Source organism: Gordonia insulae (assembly GCF_003855095.1).
GTDB classification, from domain to species: Bacteria; Actinomycetota; Actinomycetes; order Mycobacteriales; family Mycobacteriaceae; genus Gordonia; species Gordonia insulae.
The window spans coordinates 1,206,089-1,229,957 of sequence record NZ_CP033972.1; the positions used below are offsets into that span (position 1 = coordinate 1,206,089).

22 protein-coding genes are annotated in these 23,869 nt (G+C 65.8%); 15 read left to right on the forward strand and 7 right to left on the reverse strand.

Annotation, left to right across the window (positions count from 1 at the left end):
* Positions 1 to 150 precede the first annotated feature (150 nt).
* The 3 genes from D7316_RS05495 (at position 151) to D7316_RS05505 (ending at position 2,383) form a co-directional block, all read left to right on the forward strand.
* Positions 151 to 645 carry a flavodoxin domain-containing protein gene (locus D7316_RS05495; protein ID WP_124707384.1) on the forward strand — a complete coding sequence of 165 codons (495 nt, stop codon included), beginning with the start codon at positions 151 to 153 and terminating at the stop codon, positions 643 to 645.
* Positions 646 to 830: 185 nt separating this feature from the next.
* Positions 831 to 1,154 (forward strand): YciI family protein, encoded by a 324-nt coding sequence (locus D7316_RS05500; protein ID WP_124707385.1) that lies wholly within the window; start codon positions 831 to 833, stop codon positions 1,152 to 1,154.
* On the forward strand, positions 1,151 to 2,383 hold the full coding sequence (locus D7316_RS05505) for an RNA polymerase sigma factor (RefSeq protein WP_124707386.1): 1,233 nt from the start codon (positions 1,151 to 1,153) through the stop codon (positions 2,381 to 2,383). Before D7316_RS05500 ends, D7316_RS05505 begins: the two co-directional genes overlap by 4 nt.
* Here D7316_RS05505 and D7316_RS05510 read toward each other — a convergent pair whose 3' ends face one another.
* Entirely contained in the window at positions 2,384 to 3,685 is a 1,302-nt protein-coding gene (locus D7316_RS05510) for an ammonium transporter (RefSeq protein ID WP_124707387.1), read from the reverse strand. It lies immediately after the preceding gene.
* 239 nt (positions 3,686 to 3,924) lie between these two features.
* On the opposite strand from D7316_RS05510, the gene D7316_RS05515 reads away from it, so the two are divergent.
* Positions 3,925 to 5,352 (forward strand): carotenoid oxygenase family protein, encoded by a 1,428-nt coding sequence (locus D7316_RS05515; RefSeq protein WP_124707388.1) that lies wholly within the window; start codon positions 3,925 to 3,927, stop codon positions 5,350 to 5,352.
* Between the two features lie 27 nt (positions 5,353 to 5,379).
* Here the strand turns inward: D7316_RS05515 and D7316_RS05520 are convergent, their stop codons facing one another.
* Positions 5,380 to 6,180 carry a crotonase/enoyl-CoA hydratase family protein gene (locus D7316_RS05520; protein ID WP_124707389.1) on the reverse strand — a complete coding sequence of 267 codons (801 nt, stop codon included), beginning with the start codon at positions 6,178 to 6,180 and terminating at the stop codon, positions 5,380 to 5,382.
* Positions 6,181 to 6,352: 172 nt separating this feature from the next.
* Here D7316_RS05520 and D7316_RS05525 point away from each other — a divergent pair, with 172 nt between their 5' ends.
* The 3 genes from D7316_RS05525 to D7316_RS05535 are packed head-to-tail and all read left to right on the forward strand — an operon-like array spanning position 6,353 to position 8,042.
* Positions 6,353 to 6,865, forward strand: coding sequence for a DoxX family protein (locus D7316_RS05525; RefSeq protein WP_124707390.1), 513 nt, complete (start codon positions 6,353 to 6,355; stop codon positions 6,863 to 6,865).
* 2 nt (positions 6,866 to 6,867) lie between these two features.
* Entirely contained in the window at positions 6,868 to 7,269 is a 402-nt protein-coding gene (locus D7316_RS05530) for a DUF2255 family protein (RefSeq protein WP_232016785.1), read from the forward strand.
* Between the two features lie 47 nt (positions 7,270 to 7,316).
* Positions 7,317 to 8,042, forward strand: a complete 726-nt coding sequence (locus tag D7316_RS05535) for a DUF6319 family protein (protein ID WP_197718189.1) — start codon at positions 7,317 to 7,319, stop codon at positions 8,040 to 8,042.
* 20 nt (positions 8,043 to 8,062) lie between these two features.
* Here the strand turns inward: D7316_RS05535 and D7316_RS05540 are convergent, their stop codons facing one another.
* Positions 8,063 to 10,471: a helix-turn-helix transcriptional regulator gene (locus D7316_RS05540; protein WP_124707392.1), complete on the reverse strand. Its 2,409-nt coding sequence runs from the start codon at positions 10,469 to 10,471 to the stop codon at positions 8,063 to 8,065.
* On the reverse strand, positions 10,458 to 12,263 hold the full coding sequence (locus D7316_RS05545) for an Hsp70 family protein (protein WP_164473730.1): 1,806 nt from the start codon (positions 12,261 to 12,263) through the stop codon (positions 10,458 to 10,460). The genes D7316_RS05540 and D7316_RS05545 overlap by 14 nt, the downstream gene beginning before the upstream one ends.
* A 344-nt stretch (positions 12,264 to 12,607) precedes the next feature.
* Here D7316_RS05545 and D7316_RS05550 point away from each other — a divergent pair, with 344 nt between their 5' ends.
* The 5 genes from D7316_RS05550 to D7316_RS05570 all read left to right on the forward strand — a co-directional run bounded on the left by D7316_RS05550 (position 12,608) and on the right by D7316_RS05570 (position 18,921).
* Positions 12,608 to 13,114 (forward strand): IniB N-terminal domain-containing protein, encoded by a 507-nt coding sequence (locus D7316_RS05550; RefSeq protein ID WP_269462487.1) that lies wholly within the window; start codon positions 12,608 to 12,610, stop codon positions 13,112 to 13,114.
* A gap of 208 nt (positions 13,115 to 13,322) precedes the next feature.
* The gene (locus tag D7316_RS05555; RefSeq protein ID WP_124707395.1) at positions 13,323 to 14,513 is read left to right on the forward strand and encodes an IniB N-terminal domain-containing protein; all 1,191 of its coding nucleotides are present in this window, start codon (positions 13,323 to 13,325) and stop codon (positions 14,511 to 14,513) included.
* A gap of 207 nt (positions 14,514 to 14,720) precedes the next feature.
* A complete protein-coding gene (locus D7316_RS05560; RefSeq protein WP_124707396.1) occupies positions 14,721 to 15,431 on the forward strand; it encodes a hypothetical protein in 711 nt (236 codons plus the stop codon).
* A gap of 123 nt (positions 15,432 to 15,554) precedes the next feature.
* Complete coding sequence (locus tag D7316_RS05565; protein ID WP_124707397.1) at positions 15,555 to 17,408, forward strand: dynamin family protein; 1,854 nt, start codon at positions 15,555 to 15,557, stop codon at positions 17,406 to 17,408.
* On the forward strand, positions 17,392 to 18,921 hold the full coding sequence (locus D7316_RS05570) for a dynamin family protein (RefSeq protein ID WP_232016786.1): 1,530 nt from the start codon (positions 17,392 to 17,394) through the stop codon (positions 18,919 to 18,921). The genes D7316_RS05565 and D7316_RS05570 overlap by 17 nt, the downstream gene beginning before the upstream one ends.
* Before the next feature lie 18 nt (positions 18,922 to 18,939).
* Here D7316_RS05570 and D7316_RS05575 read toward each other — a convergent pair whose 3' ends face one another.
* The 3 genes from D7316_RS05575 to D7316_RS05585 are packed head-to-tail and all read right to left on the reverse strand — an operon-like array spanning position 18,940 to position 21,489.
* Positions 18,940 to 19,749, reverse strand: coding sequence for an SGNH/GDSL hydrolase family protein (locus D7316_RS05575; protein ID WP_232016787.1), 810 nt, complete (start codon positions 19,747 to 19,749; stop codon positions 18,940 to 18,942).
* Positions 19,715 to 20,821: an acetamidase/formamidase family protein gene (locus D7316_RS05580; RefSeq protein ID WP_197718190.1), complete on the reverse strand. Its 1,107-nt coding sequence runs from the start codon at positions 20,819 to 20,821 to the stop codon at positions 19,715 to 19,717. The genes D7316_RS05575 and D7316_RS05580 overlap by 35 nt, the downstream gene beginning before the upstream one ends.
* The gene (locus tag D7316_RS05585; RefSeq protein WP_124707400.1) at positions 20,818 to 21,489 is read right to left on the reverse strand and encodes a FadR/GntR family transcriptional regulator; all 672 of its coding nucleotides are present in this window, start codon (positions 21,487 to 21,489) and stop codon (positions 20,818 to 20,820) included. Before D7316_RS05585 ends, D7316_RS05580 begins: the two co-directional genes overlap by 4 nt.
* 127 nt (positions 21,490 to 21,616) lie before the next feature.
* Here D7316_RS05585 and D7316_RS05590 point away from each other — a divergent pair, with 127 nt between their 5' ends.
* The 3 genes from D7316_RS05590 to hpxZ are packed head-to-tail and all read left to right on the forward strand — an operon-like array spanning position 21,617 to position 23,869.
* Positions 21,617 to 22,873, forward strand: a complete 1,257-nt coding sequence (locus D7316_RS05590) for an amidohydrolase family protein (RefSeq protein ID WP_124707401.1) — start codon at positions 21,617 to 21,619, stop codon at positions 22,871 to 22,873.
* Positions 22,866 to 23,504, forward strand: coding sequence for a DUF1097 domain-containing protein (locus D7316_RS05595; RefSeq protein ID WP_124707402.1), 639 nt, complete (start codon positions 22,866 to 22,868; stop codon positions 23,502 to 23,504). Before D7316_RS05590 ends, D7316_RS05595 begins: the two co-directional genes overlap by 8 nt.
* Entirely contained in the window at positions 23,501 to 23,869 is a 369-nt protein-coding gene (gene hpxZ / locus D7316_RS05600) for an oxalurate catabolism protein HpxZ (RefSeq protein WP_197718191.1), read from the forward strand. Before D7316_RS05595 ends, hpxZ begins: the two co-directional genes overlap by 4 nt.

The following is a 23,869-nucleotide window of genomic DNA, read 5'->3' on the forward strand; positions in this document are numbered from 1 at the left end:
GCGTGGTGATCCCGAACGCACTGATCGTGCAGGACAAACGGGGGACCCATGGTGATTCAGGGTCCTAGTCCTCTGTCGGACCGAGGATCGACGGGGCACCGTGGTGGGTGGCGGTCGTGGACCGTCCAGCGGCTCGGAGGAGGGATCGTCGTGAAGGTTCTCGTGGCGGTGGCCAGCAAGCATGGAGCAACTCGCGAGATCGGCGAACAGCTCGGAGCGGAGCTCTCCACCGGTCTCCGGACACGGGGTGTCGACGCCGCCGTGAGCGTCCTCGACGCCCGGGACGTGCGTGACATCTCGGACTACGACGCGGTGGTTCTGGGTAGCGCGATCTATCTGGGACGGTGGCTCAAGGACGCGACGAAGCTCGTGGATCGGGAGCTGCCCCACCTACGGGATCGCCCCGTGTGGTTGTTCTCCAGCGGCCCGGTCACCCCGGGCGACAATGCCGACAATCTGTCGTGGATCACCACTCCGTGGGCGGTCGAGCATCACATGTTCGGCGGCAAGGTCGATCGATCGGTGCTGTCTTTCCCGGAGCGCCTGGCGGTTTCGGCAGCCCACGCGTCGGACGCCGACTACCGCGACACCGACGAGATCATCGAATGGGCCCAACGCATCTGTGCCCACCTCGCCGCGAGCTGACCGGACCGGCACCGCGCGGACCGACGCGCGCCGCGACATGTCCCGGGATCGACGGTGCCCGGAGCGCTCGCCTGTCAGAATTCTCCGGAGATTCTGCGAGCCGGTGTCGGATCCGGGCAACGGCGTTCGTAGCAGGGGTGAGGGCCGCTCACCGGAGCGCCCCGAAGCACAGGAGATGATGAGCGATGCAGTATCTGGTTTCCGTGATCACCGACTCGATCGACCGTGCCGACCCGGACGAACAGGCGGCCATCGATGTCTTCAACGAGCAACTCCAGAAGGACGGCCATTGGGTCTTCGCCGGGGGCCTCGGCGCACCGAGCACCGCGACGGTGATCGACAACCGCGGGGGACAGGGACTGATGACCGACGGGCCGTTCACGGAATCGAAGGAGTTCTTCATCGGCTTCTGGATCATCGAGGCTCCCGACCTCGACGTCGCGGTGAAGCTGGCGACCGAGGGTTCGAAGGCGTGCAATCGCAAGGTCGAGGTGCGGCCGTTCCTGTGAACGGCACCGATACCCGGGAAGTGATCGCCCGTGCCCACCACGAGGAGTGGGCACGGGTGGTCGCCGCCCTCACCCGGCGTTTCGGCGACCTCGACATCGCCGAAGAAGGGGCGGCCGAAGCGTTCGCCACGGCTGTCGAACGGTGGCCGACCGACGGCATTCCACCCAACCCCGGCGCATGGCTGACCACCACCGCCAACCGCAAGGCCATCGACCGGATCCGCCGCGAGAACAAGCGCGACGACAAGCACAAGGAGGCGGGGGTGTTGTCCGACATCGAGCCACCTGCGCCGCTCGGCGCGATCGACGACGATCGGCTTCGGCTGATCTTCATCTGCTGTCACCCGGCATTGGCGATGGAGACGCGCGTGGCACTGACGCTGCGCATGGTCGGCGGCCTCTCGGTGTCCGAGATCGCCCGGGCCTTTCTCGTGCAGGAGAGCGCCATGAGCCGGCGGATCACTCGCGCGAAGGCCAAGATCAAGGCCGCGCGCATTCCGTATCGGGTGCCATCCGAGGAGGATCTGCCGTTGCGCGTCACCGGCGTGCTGGCCGTTCTCTATCTCGTGTTCAACGAGGGCTACCTCGCGAGCGGCCCCGACACCGATCCCGTCCGCGACGACCTGACCGCCGAGGCGATCCGACTTGCCCGCCTGGTGCGCGCCCTTCTGCCGGTCGACGGTGAGGTCGCCGGCCTGCTGGCCCTGATGCTGTTGATCGAGGCCCGTCGCACCGCACGGGTATCGGCCGTCGGCGAACTGATCGCCCTGGACGAGCAGAATCGTGGAGCGTGGGACGCGGAGATGATCGCCGAAGGCCATGCGCTGGTGCGAGAGCGTCTTGCCACCGGTATGGCTCCCGGTAGATTCCAGATCCTCGCAGCGATCAATGCCCTGCACACCTCGGCACGCGACGTCCGCGACACCGACTGGTCCCAGATCGTCGCACTCTACGACCAACTCGTCCGTGTCGAGCCTTCGCCCGTCGTCGCGCTCAACCGGGCGATCGCAGTCTCGGAACTCGACGGTCCGGAGGTGGCCCTGGCGGCTGTCGACAGACTGCAGGACCAGTTGGTGGAGTACCACCCGTATCACGCGACACGCGCCGAACTACTCCGTCGACTCGGATACGGTCCCGCGGCACGCGCCGCCTACGACGCGGCCATCGAGCGAGCGGGCAACCCTGGCGAGATCGCGTACCTGACTCGGCGACGCGATCAACTCGGCTGACTATCCGCCGCCTGTGGGGTGGAAGTCATACGCGGATTCGGCGTGCTGGCCATCGTCGATTCCGTCGATCTCGTGTTCGCGGTCCGCGCGGAGCCCGATCGTGTACTTGAGTGCCAGGCCGATGACACCGGTGACCACGAGTGCGTATGCCAGAACGGCGACCACGGCCACGATCTGCCGCCACAGTTGATCGACGCCGCCGCCGTAGAACAGTCCGTCGACCCCGGCAGGCGCCGAAGCGGAGGCGACCAACCCGATCATCAGCATGCCGACCACACCGCTGACGAAATGCACGCCGACGACGTCGAGCGAGTCGTCGTAACGCCAGCGGAACTTCAGTTCGATCGCGTAGGAGCTGACCGCTCCCGCCACCGCGCCGACCGCCAGCGCCCCCAGGGGAGTCACCGCGGAGCACGACGGTGTGATCGCGACGAGGCCGGCGATCACACCGGAGGCCGCACCGAATGATGTCGGACGTCCGTGACGGACCTGCTCGACGACGAGCCACGCGACCATCGATGCGGCGCCGGCGCCGAGCGTGTTGACCGCGATGAGTGCGGCCGACCCGCTGGCCTCGAGTGCCGAACCCGCGTTGAATCCAAACCACCCGAACCACAGCAGACCCGCGCCGAGCATGACGAACGGCAGATTGTGCGGCCGCATCGGATCCTTGGGCCACCCCCGACGGCGGCCCAGCAGCAGTGCGAGCACCAGCGCCGAGGCGCCCGAGTTGATCTCCACCGCGGTGCCACCGGCGAAGTCGATCGCCTTGAGATGCGAGACGATCCAGCCACCATGAGCTTCGGTGAGGCCGGGGGCGCTGAACACCCAATGGGCGATCGGGATGTAGACGAGCAGCGACCACACCGCGGCAAAGACCACCCACGAGACGAACCGCATGCGGTCGGCGACGGCGCCCGCGATCAGGGCGACCGTCACCATGGCGAATCCGGCCTGGAATGCGACGAAGAGTATCGCCGGAATCGTGCCGACCAGCGGTATGCCGGTGGGGTTTGCCGGGTCGTGACCATACGTATGGTGCAGCCCGGGAAACGAGCCGAGGCTGCCGATCAGACCGGCACGGTCGTCCCCGAACGCCAACGAGTAGCCGACCACCAGCCAGATGATCCACACGATCGGGATCGCCGACAGACACATCATCATCATGTTGAGAACGCTCTTGGAGCGAACCATGCCGCCATAGAACAGCCCGAGCGCGGGAGTCATGAGCAGGACGAGTGCGAACGCCACGAGCATCCATGCCGTGTTGGCGCTGTCCGGAACACCGTACTTCGGGAACATGGCTGCCTTCCGTCGCGTGCGAGCGTCGGAAGTCTATCGGCTCGATGATGTTGCGCGACACAGGGTTCAATTGCAAAGAAGGGGCATTTCGGACGAATCGGTCAGCCGCTGTGCCGCGCGTGGGCGACGTCCGCGCCCCGATCGAGGAGTATCGGTGGAGGGTGCACCGGAGTAAACTCCGTGAGGGAAGCCCGTCCTCGCCTGTCACCAGAGTGTGACGGTCCGTCGAGGAGTCCGCCATGTCCACCGCCGTTCCCGGGTCCGCCACCTCGTTCGCCGATGTCTCCGATTACGTCTCCGGCCCCTACGCGCCGGTCGCCGACGAGATCACCGCCGTCGACCTTCCTGTCGAGGGAGAGCTGCCGGCCGAGTTGAACGGACGCTACGTGCGTAACGGACCGAACCCCGCCGACGTCGGATCACTCGATCTGCGCGCACACCATTGGTTCGTCGGGGACGGCATGGTGCATGGAGTCCGACTGCGCGACGGCCGTGCGGAGTGGTACCGCAATCGTTTCGTCGGGTCGGCGAAGATGTCCGCCGCGCGTGGTCTACCGGATATTCCCGGCCCCAATTGGAGCGGAAACCAGGTCGGACCCAACACGAGTGTCGCCGGGTTCGCGGGCACGACGTGGGCGGTGGTGGAGGCCGGTGGCTGCCCCGTCGAACTCGACTACGAGTTGGAAACGTTGGGCCGCAACGACTTCTACGGAACCCTGCCCGGAGCGTTCACCGCGCACCCGAAGCGAGACCCGAGCACAGGCGAGTTGCACGCGATGGTCTACGCGTGGGCGCAGTGGATGGATCACGTCCAGTACATCGTCGTCGGTGTCGACGGCAGAGTGCGGCACGCACTCGACATCCCGCTGTCCGGGATGACGATGCTCCACGACATGTCGCTGACCCCCAACTGGGCGATCATCTACGATCAACCCTGCACCGCGGACATCGACGTCGCCATGACCGGACAGTTTCCCTTCCGGTGGAATCCCGACTACGGCAACCGAATCGGTCTGCTGCCGCGTACCGGGGAGGGCGGCACCGGGGCCAGTGCCGCCGACATCATCTGGATCGATGTTCCGCTCGGCTACGTCTTCCACCCATTGAACGCGTTCGAACGCGACGACGGCACCGTGGTGATCGACGTCTGCAACTACCAGAAGATGTTCGCAGCAGACGTTTTCGGACCGTTCCGAGACGGGCTCAGCCGGTTGGAGCGGTGGGACATCGATCCCGGGCGACGGTCCTGCTCCGTCACCGTCGTCGATGAGACACCGAACGAGTTTCCGGTGCACCGCGGATCGGTCGGCCTTCAGGAACATCGGTACGGCTACTGCTCAGCACCGTCACTCGACCGTTCACAGGGCTGGCCTACGCTCAAGCACGACCTGCTGACGGGCGAACGCCGCATCTTCGATCACGGACCGGGCCGGGCCGCCGGGGAGCCCGCCTTCGTGGGGCGGACCGGCGGCGACGGCGCCGAGGACGATGGCTGGCTCGTCACCTTCGTCCACGACATGGTCGACGGCACGGCCGAGTTCGTCGTCATGGACGCACAAGAGTTCGACCGCCGTGGCTACGTCGCGCGAGTCTCACTGCCACAACGCGTTCCGTTCGGATTCCACGGAAACTGGATCAGCGACGAGTCGGTTCCACCGCCGAACTGACGCGCACAGTTCTCCGCCTACCGACCGCTATTCAGGATCCGCGAAGCGTGCGTCTCGACGCTCCATTCCGGCGAACACCGCTTCGAGTTGATTGGCCGACCCCATCAGGCCGACCTGCAACTCACTCTCCAGCATGAGGGCCGTCGCGCTGTCCGCCCCGCTCCACGTCTCGTCGTAGAGTCGCTTGGCCGCTCGGATCGCATGCGGTGACTTGCCGGCGATCTCGTGCGCCAGATCGAGGGCTGCCGCGAGTGGGTCGTCGAGGACGCGGGTGGCCAGGCCCAACGAGTGCGCTTCGGTGCCTGAGATGATGCGCCCGGTGAAGGTGAGTTCCTTGGCCACGTCGGCGGCGACCAGGCGGGGGAGCGTCTGACTGATGCCCATGTCGGGCACCAGCCCCCACTTGACCTCCATGATCGACAGCCGAGCGTCGGGCGTCACGTATCGGATGTCTGCACCCAGAGCGATCTGCAGTCCACCACCGAAGCAGTTACCGGTGATCGCCGCGATGACCGGCGCCGGCACCCGCGCCCAGTCCGTCGCGACACGCTGCGCGTGGTTCGCGAGATGGCCGTCCTCGCGGGTCAACAGAGCTGGTGCACCACCGGAGTCACCGAGCGCCGAGATGTCCAGTCCGGAGCAGAAGCTCTTGCCCGCTCCGTGGAGCACGACGGCGCGGACGCGACGATCGGCGGCCAGTGATTCGGTGGTCGCCAGGATCGCGTCGAACATCGCGGGGTCCAGCGCATTGTGTTTCTCGCCGCGATCCAGTGTCACCGTCGCAACGCCGTCATCACTGACGTCGAGTCGAATTCTGTGTTCGCCCATCGATGTATCTCTCCTTCTGTTGATGCTTCTCGACCTGGCGTCCAGCGAGCATCGCCACGCCCACCCATCCTAGGGAGCTGCCGAGCGAATCCGTCCGGAAACGCATCAGCACCGACCGACGGTCGGCACGGCAACGGTTGATCACAGCCCGGTTGTCTGTGACGATCGCGAGATGAGCACGCCGGAGAACACGCGCGCATCGGCCAACAGCTCGCGATCACGATGGGTACTCCGCCAGATCGCCCGTCTCTGGCTGGGGGTGACCTTGATGTTCGCCGGTGTCAGCCACCTCAGCTTCGCCCGCGAAGAGTTTCGTGCGCAGGTGCCGTCCTGGGTTCCACTCGACGAGGATGTCGTGGTGATCGCCTCCGGAGTGGTCGAGATCGGGTTGGGTGCTGCACTCCTGCTCGCACCGCTGCGGCTGCGACCCGTCGTCGGTGTGGTGGTCGCGGGCTTCTTCGTCGCCGTGTTCCCCGGCAACGTCGGCCAGTGGGTGGAAGGAGTCGATGCGTTCGGACTCGATACCGCCACCGCACGATTCGTCAGACTGTTCTTCCAGCCCGTCCTGATCGCGCTCGCGCTGTGGTCCACAGGAGGGTGGCGCTGGCTGCGCGACCGTGTGCACGGGCGACAGCATGACCCGGAGGCCCCGTCGTTTCGACTACGACACAACGGAAGGCCCTGAAGGTGAACACATCACGGGTCTGGACCCAGCACGAACTCGACCAGATCGGGGCGACGTCCGAACTGCAGATCTCAGCCCCGAAGGCCGGCGGATCCTGGCGGCGCCCAGTGCCGATCTGGGTGGTCTGTGTGGACGGTTGCGTCTACGTCCGCACGTGGTACCGGCGAGACAACGGGTGGTTCGGAGACGCCGTGCGGTCACAGCACGCCCGAGTCAGCGTTCCCGGACTGTCGACGGATGTGGCGGTGACCGACCTCGGTGACTCGGATTCGCGTCTGCGTATCGCCGTCGATGACGCCTACCGCGCGAAGTACGCCGAGCATGGCAGCGGATCGGTGGGCGGCATGGTCACCGATGATGCGGCGGCGTCCACCCTGCAACTGACGCCCTGGGCTGGGTCGTGAGTGCCTCGGCCTAGTGGGCCTCGCCATGTTCGCACATGTGTGCGAACATGGTCAGCGTGAATTCGCGCAGACCGATCGGGTTGACTCCCGACGACCTCGAATCCCTGTCCGCGGGACTCGCTGCCGGCAAGCGGGTCACGGTTTACCTACGTGATCCGATGCCGTCGCTGAACCTTGACGCCGGAGCGTCGGCACGTGTCGTGTCCATCGACGGGTCGACGATCACGGTGAGCCCGAAAGGGGTCGATGATCAACTACCCTTCGAGCCCGACGAACTGCTGAAGTCACGGGCCGCAGCTGTCCCGGCCACCCCGGCACGAAGACGACCGGCCAAGGCGGCACCCACACCGGGAGGGCCGCCCAGGTCATCGAGAGACGTTGCAACAGAATCAACGCCGCCCGTACCAGTCCCGCGCACCGAACCTGCGGAGCCGAAGAACGTGAGGTCCAACCCGGCCCCCGCGAAAGCGGCGCGACGGTCGAAGACTCCGAGTGCGGCGGTCAGCGTGACCGTCACGGCAGTGGGGGAGAGCACATGGACGGTCTCTGTATCGCATGGCACCAAGAGGCAGGGTAAACCGACCGAGGTGACACCTGATCGGGTGGCGCGAGCGATGCGCGAACTCGGCGACGACGCCGCGATCACCGCAGTGGACACGGCGATCGAGTCCGCGCGCGCGGCAGCCCAGAAGAGAATCGACGAATTGAGCCACGAGCTCGAAACCGCGCGCGCCGCGCTGGCGCATCTCGAGGGGCAGGTCACTGACGACTGACGGGGTGTCAGCAATCCGGGTCAGACCGCGAGATCCTGCCCGAGGTGCATCGCCCGCAGCATCGTCAACATCTCCGAGCGGGTGTCGGCGCCGATCCGACGTCGGATGCGGGCCGCGTGATGTTCGACGGTCTTCGCCGAGATGAACAGACGTGCGCCGATGTCACGGTAGGTGATCCCCGACAGCAACAGCCGCGCGACCTCTCGTTCGCGTTCACTGAGTACTGCCACAGCGGCCGTCACCTCCGCCGGCGCGGTCGAGGTGGAGGTGACGTGGACGCGGAGCGATCGCGCCAGCTGGAGCATCGCACCACTTGTCCTGGTATCCCTCGCGCACAGGGCCGCCTGCCCGGCCAGACGTGCGGCGTCCCAGGTGTGTCCGTGTGCGTCGAGTTCCCTTGTCGCGCAAGCCACCCGCTCAGGATTGACGTCCCCGGCGAGAACCTCGATCCACACCCGGCCGGCGCGGGCGAGGACCGCCGCATACGGATTGGACCTCCCGGACTCGGCCAAGGCGTGCGCCGCCGGAACAACTTCCGCGGGCGCGGTTGCATTGATGGCGGCGTGAACGCCGTGCCAGTGCGCGATCACCGACCATTGCGACGAGGTCCCCAGTTTGCCGATCAAGCGTGAGATGTCACCGACCACGGTCGAGATCCGCGCCGACCAGCCCACCTGCGCTGCCGCCACGCGGATCTCGCCGACGAACATCAGTCCGAACACGTCCACACTGTATTCCCCCAGCACATCTATCGCCTCCGGCAGAACCGCGAGGATCTCGGCCTCGTCACCGCGTCGGCGGGCGATCGCCACCCGAAGTGCGCTCAGCGCCAGAGCATCACGGGACGGGACGCCCGCAGGCCCGGTCATCTCGGTGAGCGCGTCTATCTCGGCGGCCGCGCCTTCCACGTCACCTTCGAACAGTGACACCCACGTCAACAGCACCCTGCGCCGCTGCCTATGCGACGCCGGGAGAGCATCGACCGGGGTGCGAGAGAGAACTGTTCGCGCCGCCTTCAGATTCCCGGTGTGCAGGGCGAGAAGTGCAGCGGTAGCCGCCGCGGTATCGGCGCAGACGCGCGTGGCGACGCATTCGCGGTCGATGCCGGCGGCGCGGATCAGTGTGTGCAGCGCGTCGAAGGACGATCCGAACATCGACGATGCCAACCCCTGCGCGATCATCACCTCCACTGCCACCGAGGTCTCCGGCCCGATCGCTGCCCGCCCCGGGTCCGCGAACTCCGCCAGTCCATCGAGACCCCCACCGGCGGCCGCGATCACCGCCCAACGCGCACGGACAGCGATACCGATTGCATCGGTGCATGTGTGGGCAGCTGCCCATGCAGCGAGGCACGCGGCGCGCGGGGTGTCGCCGCGTAGTTGTGCCGTCACCGCCGCAAGATCGGTGGCGCGCAAACGTTGTTCGTCATCGACAAGCGGCCATAGCGCGTCGAGGAGTCCGCCGACGCCGGTGAGTGTGCCCGCCCGGATGAGCTCGGCCACCTCGTCCAGGCGTGCATCGACGGACCGTTCCACCCCGTCGGCACACAGTGTCTCTGACAGGCGAGTCGACACGGTGCCGCTGCGACGAAACAATTCGTCGAGTGAACGCTCGATCTGGGCAATGCGCCGGTACCCCAGAGTGGCGGCGCACTGGCGGTGTACCTCGGCGGTGAGTACGTCACCGCCGTCCAGGAATCCGGAGCATCGCACCATGTCGAGGACCTCGGCGACGCATTCGAAGTCGAGCCCCAATACCTCGGAAAGGTCAGTGGTACCCACGTCGACGCCGAGTGTGATCAGCGCCATCACCATGAGCTCGGTCTCGGTGCACGTACCCAGCCGCTCGCGTATCTCGCGTGCCACGGCCACATCCAGGAGCGCGCCGTCTGGACAGGTCGTCAGCGACCCGACGGCTGCGTCGACGAGGCAGGGCATGCCGGCGCTGAGCTCGTGCACACGCGGTGCGAGTCCGGGATCGGCGTACCGGGCCACCGCATCTCCGACGTCGGCGCAGGACAGCGTGCCGAGTCGAATCGCGGCGACATCCCGGGTGAGTGCTGCGACCGTCGATCGCAGCATGGTGCGACGCCGGCGTGGCCGGGTCGCGGCGATCACGATGTGAGTCCCGCGGTCCACCAGGTCGGTGAGGGCAGCGAGGTCGGCGTCGTCGAGGCGGTCGATGTCGTCGATCAGTAGGACGTCGGAGCCCGAAGCCGCGTCAGGGAACCCGCTTGCAACGGTGAGGTCGTTATCGCGCAGAAGGTTTCGAACATGATGCAGCAGATGGGTCTTGCCGTAACCGGACAACCCGACGATAAGGCGTGCCGTGGGTCGCCGGGGTTCGCAGATCAGCGACGACACGATCGACCGGCCGAGCACCTCGCGTGAGGAGGTGCCTGCGGCCGCGGACGGATCAGCCTGCAGCATCGGTTCCACCGTCTGGTCCCGTGTCCGGGTCAGTGCCTGCGGCCCTGCCGCTGTCGCTGCCCGGAGCAATCGCTTCGCCGCCGTCGATACCCACCTCCGGTGTATCGATCACGGGTGGGATGACCTCCGGCGCGCTGATATCGGGTGTACTGATCTCCGGCGTGCTGATCTCGGGTGTACTGATCTCCGGCGTGCTGATCTCGGGATCCGACGCCTCCGGGGTGGTCTGCTGTGTCGTCTCCTCGAGTTCGGTGACGACCGGTGCGTCGTTCTGGACCTGGGGCTCACCCGCGGGAACCGGCGCGGGAGCCTCTGTCGCCCTGACCGAAGACGGCACATCGACAGGTGTCGGAGTCGTCGGTTGTTCGTCACTCGACATCGCAAGCGCCGTCCCACCGACCGTCACCACCAGGGCGACGGCTGCCCCGACGATGATGCCGACGCGGCGCCGCGACTTCGGTGGCGTGGCGTTCTTGTCACTTTCCGTCGGCGACGCATCGTCGGCGAAGCGCAGCACCGGATGAGGGCCGCTCGGGGAGCCATTCGGCTCGATCTCGAGGTCTCGGGTCCGGAGTCCGGCATCACCGAGCGATCGGGCGGATGACGAATCCTCCGGCGGTCTGGTAACCCGGGTGGAGCCGACCGGCCTCGCGCGGGCTCCCGTGGACGACGTGCGCGCGGGCGCCGGCTCGTCGGAGGCCGTGAACGGGGACGCCACTCGGGCACGTGGGCTCGCCTCTCCGACAGTGGTGAACTCACCGGCGAGGATCGCGGCACCTCGCGCGGCCGTGCTCGCCGGGTCAGCGTCGACGAGTATCGGCAGGTGGAACTCACCTGACAGGTGCTGGGTCGTCAATCCGACCGATGCTCCGCCGCCGATCGCGACGAGTGCGGCGAGTTCGGAGGTGGACCGTCCCGCACGTGCCAGGATGTCTCGGATCGTCGAAGACGGACGTCCGAGAAGGGGCGCCACAAGGTCTTCGAGTTCGGTGCGGGTGACCCTGACATCGCCGCGGTAGATCGGCAGGTCGACGTCGACAACGGCGACTGTCGACCGCGCGAGCTCCTCTTTGGCGGCGGTGCAACGTCGGCGGAGAATCGTCAGCGCCGACGCGAGGTTCGGATCGGCCGCGACCACGGTTGCCGGATCTTCGAGTGCTTCGCCGAGGACGTACCGCATCAACGCGTGATCGAGATCGTTGCCACCGGGTTCCTCGATGCGGACAGGATCACCGACCCTCGTGTGGTCGATGACGTCGACCACGGCCACTGTTGTGCCCGATGCTCCGAAATCGGTGATCGCGAGCAACCCGGCCGCCGGGTAGTCGGCGAGTTCGCGGAGTCGTGCCAACGCGCAGATCATGTCTGTTGCCATGCGCAGGTCCGTGGGAAGTCCGACATCCCGCAGCGCCGAACCAAGGACAGCCACCTGGTGCGATGTCCACGTGGCCGGGTGGCCGACCACCATCGGCGGTGCGGACGGAAACCGGTCCGATGTCGCCGCGGCGATGCTCTTGATCGCGGCGGCAGTCAGCTCTTCGGCCAGACGGCCCACGCCGTCCGGTCCCGCGATCGGCACCGGATCACCCACCCGATCAACGAATCCCGTCATGGTCACCCCACCAGGGGAGACTCGGGAGTTCTCCTCTGCCGTGCCGCACTCCGTCGATCGAGTGGAGTGGCACGCGCCGACGGTGACCATCGCCGAGCGCTGGACGCAGGGTTCGCCCGCTGGGAAGGTTGCCGCGTGCAGGAAGCGGCTGCCGAGCGTGATTCCGAGTGCAGTCGCCATCGGAGCCCCCTTGGGGTGTGAGTCATCGGATAAGAGTGGTCGTCGTCCGTGCGTTTCACCTATGGGCACCATCGAAATACTGACGGAGCCGGGGGGCGCGAGTAGTGCGCTACTCAAATCAGACAGGCCGGGTTGGGGGATCCGTCACGACCTACTCGGGTTCCACGCGGACGGCGCGTGGAACTTCCCCTAATATCGCGCGACATCTCGCCGAATCACCCCCGGTGGCCCCTAGGCGCGTACGGGTCGAACCCCGTACGGATCAGGACATCCGGCGGATAGGATCTGAAACCAGCAGCCGACGAACGCGACTTGCCGGCCACCGGGTCGAGGAGGAGGTACGGATGCCCCGACCTACCCTCCTCGAGTTCGTGACCGCGCTCGCGCACGATCCCGCATTCGCAGCCGCCTACTGGGCCGATCCCGCAGAGACGCTGCGGGATGCGAACCTCCACGATGTATCGGCCGCCGACATCTCCGCGCTGATGCCGATGGCAGGCGGGGCGGATGCAGGTGGACTCTCCACGGTCGGGGACAACGTGTGGCGTGGCAGCGAGGCGCTGCTCGCATTCGATGTCGTGAGTGACGACGCAGTTCCGATCGCTACGGGTCAGTTCTCCGATCCGGCCGGACTCGACTTTGCGCACTCCGCACCCGAACCACTCGATACATGCGAATTCGACTGTGTACAAACACTATCCGATCTTTACTCCGCGATCGAAGTTGATGCGGCAGTGCACGTGGATACGGATCTGACGGCACAGATCGACGCGGTGGACGATGTGCGGCAACACCCTTGCGCGGGCTGGTCGACAGCGGACCCTGGCGACCAGGCCGGCGATCTGTACTGATCCGTCGGAGCCGACTCGACAGAGCTGTCATCGATCGACGGCCGCCGTCCACCGATCGCATCCCCCAATGCGGTCACCCACCCCCGAACGGACACCCCATACGCGCACAGCAACGACGGGGCCGCTCCCCGTTTGGCCAGAGCGCTGATCGCCCTAGCGTTACCGGCATGTCTTCGCACCAGGAGACCGGCCCCGAGGGAGATGCGAGATGCCACAACACGACACGACCGCCGACGATCACAACGCACTCGTCCAGTTCATCCTCGGACTCTTCGGCGATCAGGCCAGAGCGGAGGCATTCAACGAGAACTCGATGAGATGCCTGGCCGACGCGGGGCTGAAAGACGTCACTCCGCAGGATGTGCGGCACGCGGTAGCCGAGGTGGCACAAACGATTCCAGCCCCCGCAGGAAATGCCGCCGGAAGCGCCGGTGGCGGAATTGGCCACTGGGAACCGCAGATTCCGAGTCACGGCAGCGCCGTCGGCATCATTCAGAACATCACGAACAACTACCACCAGCAGTTCAACACCATCATCGGCGACAACAACCATCTCGACGCTCGTCAGACCAACGCCACCGGCGAAGGGTCGGTCGCGGTCGGAGGAGACAACCACGGTGACATCGCGACGACCGAAGGGACCGCAGGTGACAACAACAAGACGCACAACACCGAGGACAAGGAAACCACCAACGTCGACAGGTCAGTGCACGGTGACAACAGCGGTAACAGTTCCGCCGGCGAGGTCGTGGACAATTCCGACAACGACAGCCACGACACGCTGGAAGTGACGACAACCGGCAACGGAGGGCAGTCCGGCACGACCACCGGATCCACACCGGCCGGCGCGGCGGTGACGACACCCCCGGCCACACCGTCCGGACCCGGCCCATTTCATCCGACGCCGATCGGAATCGATCCGATGCCTGCGACTCTCGCGGTCGCAGCGGGCGGGGACCTCGATGCGTTCCAGCAACTGGAGGCGTTCAGCCCCGTGCCCCAGACGTTGGTGAGCGACGCCGCACCAATCGCCGACGCTGCGCGTCCGGTGACGATGACCAGCGAGGATCTGATATCGGAGCACGGCGACGCACCCGGGCCGGGTGGCGGAGCGGAGGGCACCGCCGACGCCACACCCGAGTTCGATCCGGCCGCGCCGATCACACTCGGCGACGCCCTCGCTGATCCGACGATCGATCACGCCGGGATCGGCGGCGGGCCTTTTGTCGACAGTTCCGCACCCGACTCGGTGGCCGACATCTCCTACGTCGGCGACACCGCAGATGACGGAACCACCTACGACGCAGGTGGCACCGGATATGTCCCAGATTCCGGCGTCACCGCGGCAGCGCCGCTGACAGATGCCACCGTCGGTGGCGATTTCACCGACGGTCCCTGACTCCCCGGGGGTGGCCCCGCCACCCCCCACCGTCCCCGAACACGAGAGGGGGTGAACCCCGTTTCTGCGCCACGCTGCGACGCCTAGCGTCGAAGACACCCGAGAAGCACTCTCGAATCCCACTGCGGAGAACTCAGCACCCCCGGGATCTGGAACTCCCGAAAAAACAACGCTCGCAAAACAACCCGATCAGACAAGGACAAGACGATGACGAACCAATGGACCGCAGGCGCCCAGACCACCAATGTCGACAGCTCGACCACCTCCTCGGGTACGGGATCGGTGGCGATCGGCGGGGATTCGACCGGCGACATCGCAACCACCGGGGGAGTCGCCGGAGACGGAAACGTCGTCGGCAACACCTTCGACAACGACACCACCAACGTCGACCAGTCCGTGCACGGCAACAACAGCGGCAACACCCAGAACACTCACATCGAGGACAACAGCACGAACGACAGTCACAACACTCTCAACGTCGGCGAGGCCGGCGACGGCGGTGCCGGCGGAGCCGCTGGTGGACAGGGTTTCTGGGCCGGTGGGGGAGACGGCGGCGACGGCGGAGGTATCTCGCTCGACAACATCAACATGGGCTATGAGCGTGGAGGGATCATCAGTGACAACAGCAACAGCTACACCGAAACCCATGATCGCCACGACATCCATGATTCGTTCAACGATGAGCGCAGCTACGACTCGCACGACGACAACTCCACCAACGACTCGTACAACCGCGATTCACACGATGTATCGAACAGCACCAGCGAATCCGGTCTGCAACTGCCGGATCCGGGCGACCTGATCGGCGGTGTCGCCGGCGGGATCGGTGCCGCGTACGGAGGTGCCGCCAATGCCGTCGGCGGCGCGGTCGGCGACGTCGCAGGCGCGATCGGTGACGCCTTCGACGACATCTTCTGACCACCCGCGACCATCATCTCCTCGCGGCTATTCCTGTCCGGTGCTCCCGGGATCGAGTAGCCGCGAGGACGATGCGACCGCTCGGCAATTCATATTCCACACCCGCAGGTACGAGAGATCACCATGGACGCCAACACCACCAAGGTCTGTCAGATCATCGATCGCCTTTGCCAACTCGCACGCGATGCCGGACGCGAGGACCTGAGTCGCCGGATGTCCGCGACCCGCCTGCGCGTCGTGGATCCCAGCGCACGGGTGGTGGTGGTCGGCCAACTCAAGCAGGGTAAGAGCCAGCTCATCAATGCACTGCTGAATGTACCGGTGTGTCGGATGGGCGACGGGGAGACGACATCGACGATCACCACGATCGGGTACGCCGAGGAACCGCACGCCCGCCTGATCGTCAGCGACTCGGCACAGGACGTGATCGATTCGGACGCACGGCCCGGCCCCGTGCAGACCGAAGGGGAGCGTGCGATTCCCATCCCGATGGACGACATCTCCCGTGATCTCGCGCGTGCCCCGGAGGCGGGCGGCGCACAGGTTCTACGGCTCGAGGTCCACGTGCCCAGCCCGTTGCTGCAACGTGGCATCGTCCTGGTGGACACGCCGGGATCGGGCGGTGTCGGATCACCACATGCCGCAGCGACTCTGGGCCTGCTTGCTGCGTCTGACGCCATCATCGTGGCCTCCGACGTCAGTCAGGAGTACACGGCACCGGAGATGTCATTCATCCGGCAGGTCACCGAACTATGCGATAACGCACTGTGCGTCGCCACCAAGACCGACCTCTACCCGATGTGGCGCGACGTCGTCGCCGCAGACGTGGCGCATCTGCGGCGACAGTCCAATGACGTCGATCCATTGCCCGTCTCGTCGCTCCTGCGCTCGCACGCCATCCGGCTCGACGACCGCGATCTCAACGAGGAGTCCGGGTTCCCGGGCATTCTCGAGTTTCTGGAGACGCGGGTGCTGGCGCAGGCGAGTACCACCATGCGACGGCTGGTGATGAACGAGATCCGCTCGGTCACCGATCATCTGTCGCTGGCGGTTCGGCCGGAGCTGGAGACACTCAAGGACCCGGGCGCGCGCGAGGCCATTGTCGCCGAACTGGAACGCGCTCGCACTGAAGCGAGAGAACTGTCATCGCGCACTGCGCTCTGGCAGCAAGTACTCGGCGACGGCATCGCCGATCTGTCCGCCGAATCCGACCATGACCTCCGGAATCGAACACGTAGATTGCTCAAGGACTACGAATCCAGGATCGATGCGGGTGACCCGGCCAAATTCTGGACACAACTGGGCGAGGATCTCAAGAACGACATCGCCGAAGCCGTCGGTGACAACTTCATCTGGACCCACGACCAATCACTGGCCGTGGCCGAGAGGGTTGCCGACTCCTTCTCCGATACCGGGGATGTCGCCATACCTCGCCTGGACCTGGCGGCGATCGGTCACGAGATCTCGCCTCAGACCGGGCTCACCGACCTCGAGCAACAGCCGACCGGTGTGGTGCACAAGGTGGTCACCGGGATGCGCGGTTCGTACGGCGGCATGATGATGTTCGGAATGATGTCGACGATGGTCGGCATGACGATGCTCAACCCGTTCTCGGTGGCGGCAGGTGTTCTGTTGGGGCGCAAGTCCTACAAAGAGGACGCCGAGATGCGCCTGACCAGGCGCCGGTCCGAGGCCAAGATGGCAGTTCGCACATTTGTCGACGATGTCCTTTTCGAGGTCGGCAGGGAATCACGCTATCGCCTGCGCACGATCCAGCGGGTACTGCGGGATCATTTCCGGGAGATCGCCGAGCAGACAACGCGGTCACTGACCGAATCGATCAAGGCCGCCGAAGACGGTGCGCGCACGCAGGTCGCCGACCGCGACGCCAGAAGTCGGAGGTTGGAAGCAAGTCTCGGCTTCTTGGATGAGGTATCGGCGTGGGCCGCAGGAGGTTGTCGTGAACACGTCGGATGAGGTACGCCGCCTGCTGGAGGAGGCCATCGCCGTATACCGGTCGGACGGACCGCGTGCCGCCGGGCCGGCGGCTGATCTCGAGCAGTGCGCGCAACGTCTGTCCGAGCCGCTGCGAATCGCGTTGGCGGGCCAGCTGAAAGCAGGCAAGTCGACGCTGTTGAACGCTTTGATCGGCGAAGAACTCGCGCCTACCGATGCCACCGAGTGCACCAAGATCGTCACGTGGTTTCATCACGGATCGTCACCGTCCGTGCGGGCGCATCACGTCAACGGCCTGAGCGCCGCGGTCCCGATCGAACGGCACGACGGGTGTCTCAACTTCGACATCGACGCGCTCGAGCCCTCTGCCATCGATCGACTCGAAGTGTGCTGGCCGACAACCGAATTGTCGAGACGTACCATCATCGACACCCCGGGCACCGCATCGCTGAACGCGGATGTCTCCGCTCGGACGATGCGTTTGCTCGCGCCCGCGGACGGCGTATCAGGCGCCGACGCGGTGGTATATCTGATGCGGACTTCCACCGCGTCGGATGTTTCGACGTTGGCCGAGCTGAATCGACAGGTCAGTGGGCGGGGTGGCCCCCTCGGTGTGGTGGGCGTGTTGTCGCGGGCCGATGAGATCGGCTCCGGCCGGTTCGATGCGATGCTGTCGGCCAAGGAGATCGCCGCGCAGTATGCGACCGACCTTGCGTCCTCGGGGCTCTGTCAGGCGGTCGTACCGGTCGCAGGCCTGCTCGCGCTGACCGCGCGAACCTTGCGACAACGAGAGTTCGCGGCACTATCAGCTCTGGCTTCGGCATCGCCAGAAGATCTGCAATTGGCGATGCTGTCTGCGGACCGATTCGTCCGCGAGGAGAGTCCGCTGTCGCTCGATCGCGAGACCCGGACGGCGCTGGTTCGACGCTTCGGATTGTTCGGCATCCGCATCGCCGTCGTCCTCATCCAAGGTGGCGTGCGCGATGCGACGTCCCTTGCCGATCAGCTTCTGGAGCGGAGTGGGCTCACCGAGTTGCAGTCCATCGTCGATGTACAGTTCGGCCAGCGTGCCGAACAGTTGAAGGCCCACACCGCACTGACGGATTTGTCGCGAGTCCTCGGGGCATATCCGACTCCGCACGTCCGGCATCTCCGGAGCGCCGCGCAACGGCTGATGGGGGATGTGCACGGGTTCGAAGAAGTGCGACTGTTGGGTTTGTTGCGTTCGCGCAGGACGACTCTCACAGAGAGTGAGGCGGTCGAAGCGACCCGGCTCATCGGGGGATATGGAACAGCCGCCGACGATCGTCTGGGTCTGGACCCCTTCGAGACCATGACGTCGGGCCCGTCGCGCGCTCTGGGCACAGTCCAACGATGGCGGTCGCGGGCCGATCATCCACTCAACGACGCATTCACAACACGGGTCTGCCGGGCAGCCGCCCGCAGCGCTGAGAGCATCGTGGCAGAGATGGTTACCGCGACACGCCGGGAGCAATCGACATCACCCGCCCGCAGGTTCACGCCAACGCAGTGAGCGCATGGACTACGAGCGCTAGATGCGCAGCGCGCGCAGGGTCACCTCGGCCAACTGTCGCTCTCCGAGAGCGTTGGGGTGCACGGGAACAGTCTGGACATCGGTGATCAGCGGCTCGATCCACCGCACGCCCTGCGGTTTACAGCTGTCGTGGCCGACCGATGCGGTCGCGGCGTCGACGTAGGTGATTCCGGTCAATCGAGCCGCTCGGCGGATGGCATCGTTGAGGGTCGTCTGGATGCCGTGGGTGTACGGGATGTCGCCGGGTGCGATCGGGAATCCCGGGCATGACTGCGCCCTGTCCGGCAAGATCCACGGGTAGGCGACCACGGCGGCGCGGGCCAACGGCGCCCGGGAGCGGACTGCGGTGAAGGCGCGCAGCAGCTTCGGGAATGTCTGCCGACGGATCTCGGCGGCAATGGAGTCTCCGTACATGGCGCGACACGGTGATCCCTGCCCATTTGTGGTAGCCGCTGCGGCAACGCATTTGGCGACAGTGGCGCCGAACACGTCGCCGTCATTGCCGCCGATCATGAAGGTGACCAGACCAGTTCGCAGGTTCAGCGCATCGAGTTGCGGGTGTAGTCCGGGGTATTGCGTCTGGAAGAAATCGGTGGTCTTCGCCCCTCCACAACTCACGTCGGTCAGACGCGCGCCGGTACGGTCGGCGATGAGATGGGCGTAATTGATGCTCGACTGCGCGCAGAGCGGGAGCGTGCCCGGCGCGGTGGGCAGGACACCGGAGCCGGCCGAATAGCTGTCTCCGAGATTGACGTCTCGTGTGCGCGCCCGATCATCGGGCGAAGTCGGACCGCCGGATGCGCGCATGGACGCCTTTGACCACATCGACGACCTGAGAGATGTCGAAATCTGTTGCAGCACTGAGGTAGGCGAGCGCCTGGGCCGGCTGCATCCCGTACCGGGCGCCCAACACCGAGATGGCTGCGCGCACACAGTTCTGGACAGCGACATCGAGATCGACGTCGAGGCCGGTCGGAACGAGATAGTCCTGCGTTTCCGCGATCGGCGCGACCAGCGCACCGAATCGCTCGTTCACCTCGACTGCCGGAATGACGTCGAAGCGGATGGTCGCGCGCAGCGAGGCCTCGAGCGCGGTCAACGCGACCTCGCCATTGCCTTGTGCGAAATGCGGATCGCCCACATAGGCGAGTGCGCCGGGGACCTGCACCGGCACATACAGAGTCGAGCCTTCGGTCATCACGGTGAGGTCGATGTTGCCGCCATGCGGACCGGGTGGCACGGAATGAGCGCGGTCGGGACCGGCCACCGCGACACCCATGATGCCCAGAAACGGCGCGAGCGGAAAGCGCGCGGTGGCTTCGGGATTCCCGACATCCAAGGGCATCACGCCGAATGCCGAGCCGTCAGGGATGGCGTCGACAGACACGAACGCGCTGTAGTTCGCTTCGCCTGCCGGGAATTCTCCGGGCAGAGCGCCCTTGTGATGCCGATTGGACACCACGCCGTAGGGCACCCGCCGCAGCGTCTCGATCACCGTCATCGCCACCAGGTCACCCGGTTGTGCGCCGGCGATCTCGATGGGTCCCGTTGTCACGTGCGGACCGTCGATGCCGAATCTGTGCGGTCGATCTGAGGCACACAGCTCGATCGCCTCGTCCAACACCATCTCCGGGGCCACGCCGTGGCCACCGAAGAATGCTCGCGGGTCGCGCCCTTGGTCGGCCAGGATGCCTTCGTGGCTGAGCGTGTCGATGGTGACCGAGGTTCCCGGCTCCACCGTCATCGCAGGAGTGTCCGCAGCGCACGGTAGGTCACCCCAGAAGACGTCGTCCGGCCGGCACGGAAGGTATTCGTCTCCGGTGATCGGACCCGAACCGGTGGCCAGAATCTGTGTTGCGTCACTGATCTCGACGGTCATCGGTGTCTCCGTTCAACAAGTCGTGCCACATCGTCGAGATGGGCTGTCATCGCGGCCGTGGCCGCATCGTGGTCATGGTTTCGGACAGCACGCAGGATCTCCTGATGCCCGATGAACGAGGTGCGGCGTCCGTCGCGGGTGGCGTGGGATCGGGCCCGTACGGTCTGTACCCACCCGCTGCTGAGCTGACACAACGACACCAAGAGGGGATTGCGGGCCGCCCGGGCGATCTGCATGTGAAACGCGACGTCCTGTGCCAGTGACTCCGCCGGGTTGAGACCCGCGTGGGTCGACGCCAGGATCTCCTCGAGCTGCAGCAGATCCGACGATGTGGCACGGTCCGCAGCCAGCCCCGCAACCTGCGGCTCGACGAGCATGCGCAGTTCTGCCACATGAGATTCCTCGGCGTCGTCGCCCATGGTCTCGAGAAGCTGTGTGGCCTTGGCCGATCGGGGTAGTACCACCGTGCCGCGCCCCGGGGTGCGTGTGACCAGACGTCGTTGTTCCAGGTCACGCAACGCTTCGCGGATCGTCGTCCGCGACACCTCGAGATTCTCCGCCAGGACACGTTCGGGTGGCAGCTTGTCGCCGGGTACGAGGTCGTTGAGCACCATGCCCTCCAGATACGCCGACGCCGTCGCACTGAGCGTGTGTCCTCGTTGCAGCATGCCATCAACTCCCGGCTTGGTCTCTTGGTATGACCAACTTTAACCCCGGCTTTACGACTCGTGCAGCGCAAGGAAACACGGCGCAACGATTGTGGAATGCGTAAGCGAGCCGGGAGGAAGTGTATTCATGGACCTGCTGCTGCAGTCGGCACGGATTGCCGATGACGCACCATTGGTCGACATCGGCGTCGACGACGGGCTCATCGTCGAGATCTCCGATCGCGCCTCGCCGCGGGCGGCAACGACGATCGATTGCGCTGGTCGGGTCGTCATTCCCGGCCTGATCGAGGCTCATCTGCATCTGGACAAAGCGCTGCTCGACAAGGAGCAGCCGAACCGGGACGGCACGCTTGCCGGCGCGATCGAGGTGACCGGCGCACTCAAGCGACAGTTCACGGCGGAGTCGGTGCGGCAGCGCGCTCGGCAGGTGATCGAGCAGTCGATCATCAACGGCACCACGCTCATCCGTGCACATCCCGACGTCGATCCCATCGTCGGCCTGCTGGGTGTCGATGTCCTCGTCGACCTGCGGGAGGAATACCGCGGGCAGGTTGACCTGCAGATCGTTGCCTTTCCGCAAGAGGGGATCCTCAAAGCCCCCGGCACACAGGAACTCCTGGCCGAGGCGTTGCGGCGCGGCGCCGACGTGATCGGCGGATGCACCTACAACGAGGCGAATCTCGCGGATTGCCACCGACATGTCGATGTGGTGTTCGGACTCGCCGAGGAGTTCGGCGTGCCGATCGACATGCACGCCGATTTCGCCGATGATGCGTCCGACCCACGCTTCGCCCTCGCCGAGCAGATCGCCGAGGTGACCGTGCGGCGTGGCATGTCGGGCCGGGTCACCCTGGGGCACATGACGTCTCTCGCTGGTCGCGACGCAGACGATCGCAAGTCCGCACTCGCCGATCTCGCTGCCGCGGGTGTGGCAGTGGTTCCCTTGCCGGCTACCGACATGCATCTCGGGGGACGAGACGATACCCACAACGTCCGTCGCGGAGTGGTGCCGGTGGCGGACATGTGGGCCGCGGGCGTGCGATGCGCATACTCGTCGAACAACATCCGCAATGCCTTCACGCCGTATGGCAACGCCGACATGCTCGACGTCGGCTTGCTGTTGGCGCAGGTCAGCCATGTGTCGGGGGCTCCAGGACTTGCTCGGGTCCTGGACATGGCCACGTACTCGGCGGCCGCGGTGGTCGGCGTGGACGATCGCTATGGCCTGGCACCCGGTTGCCGCGCCGACCTCGTGGTCCTGTCGACCGATTGTGTCGCAGATGTGCTTCTCGATCGTCCGGATCGCTGTTTTGTCATCAAGGGTGGGCGGGTGGTCGCCCACACCACCCGTACATCCCAACTCACGGAGGTTATCCATGCGTGACCGCATTCCGCACGAATTCGTGGCGTCGTTCTTGGCTGGTCTGACCGCCTTCATCGGTGGCACCGCCCTGCATCTTCCGCCCTGGGCCATCTTCATCGGCTGGGCCGGTACCTTCCTGCTCGGCGGACCCTCGTTGACCAATGCGCGGCGGCTGTGGATGACGATGCCGCTGGGCTCGACCTTCGCGCTGGTCATCGTGCTGATCGACCAGCAGATCGGCACCATCGCGGGCACTGGGCAATTCGCGCAGAACCTGGTTCTCGCCGCGATCATCTTCGTGGTCAACTCTGCGCTGATGTTCACCGGGCGACTCAAGGCCTTCGCGCTGATCCCCGGCATGTTCCTCGGCTTTGCCTCGTACTTCGCGACCTTCTTCGGCGGCTTCGGTTTCGATCCGCAGAATCCCTGGGCCGCATGGGTGTCGGTGGTCGCGATGAACTTCCTCGGTCCGGTGTTCGCCTATCTCTCGATGCGCCTGGCATTTCCGCGGCCGACCCAGGGCGTCGAGGCGTCGCGAACCACCGATATCGCGGTCGCGGAGGATTCGGCAGCCGGGGAGCGGGATTCGGGTCCGCGTGCTGAGGATCGAGTACTGGCCGAACCCACCTCGACACGAGGGCACGACCGTTGATCGTCGCCGATCTGGACGATGCGCGGGCTGAAGTCCGCGAGGCGTTCGATCGCTACGATGCGGCTCTGGTCTCCAACGACATCGGTGTCCTCGACGAACTGTTCGCCGACGATCCACGCACCATCCGTTTCGGAGCCGGCGAGGAGTTGTTCGGCTACGACGAGATCCGGGAGTTCCGAAGCCGGCGGTCAGGACAGGGCCTTGCCCGGACACTCGAGCGTGTCGAGATCACCCCGCTGAGTCCCGAGGTGGTGCTGGCCAACGCCGTCTTCCGGCGTGACGAGCGCGTCGTCCGACAAAGCCAGGTCTGGATGCGCCTGGAACCGGGTTGGCGGGTGGTCTCCGCTCACGTGTCGACGCGGTGA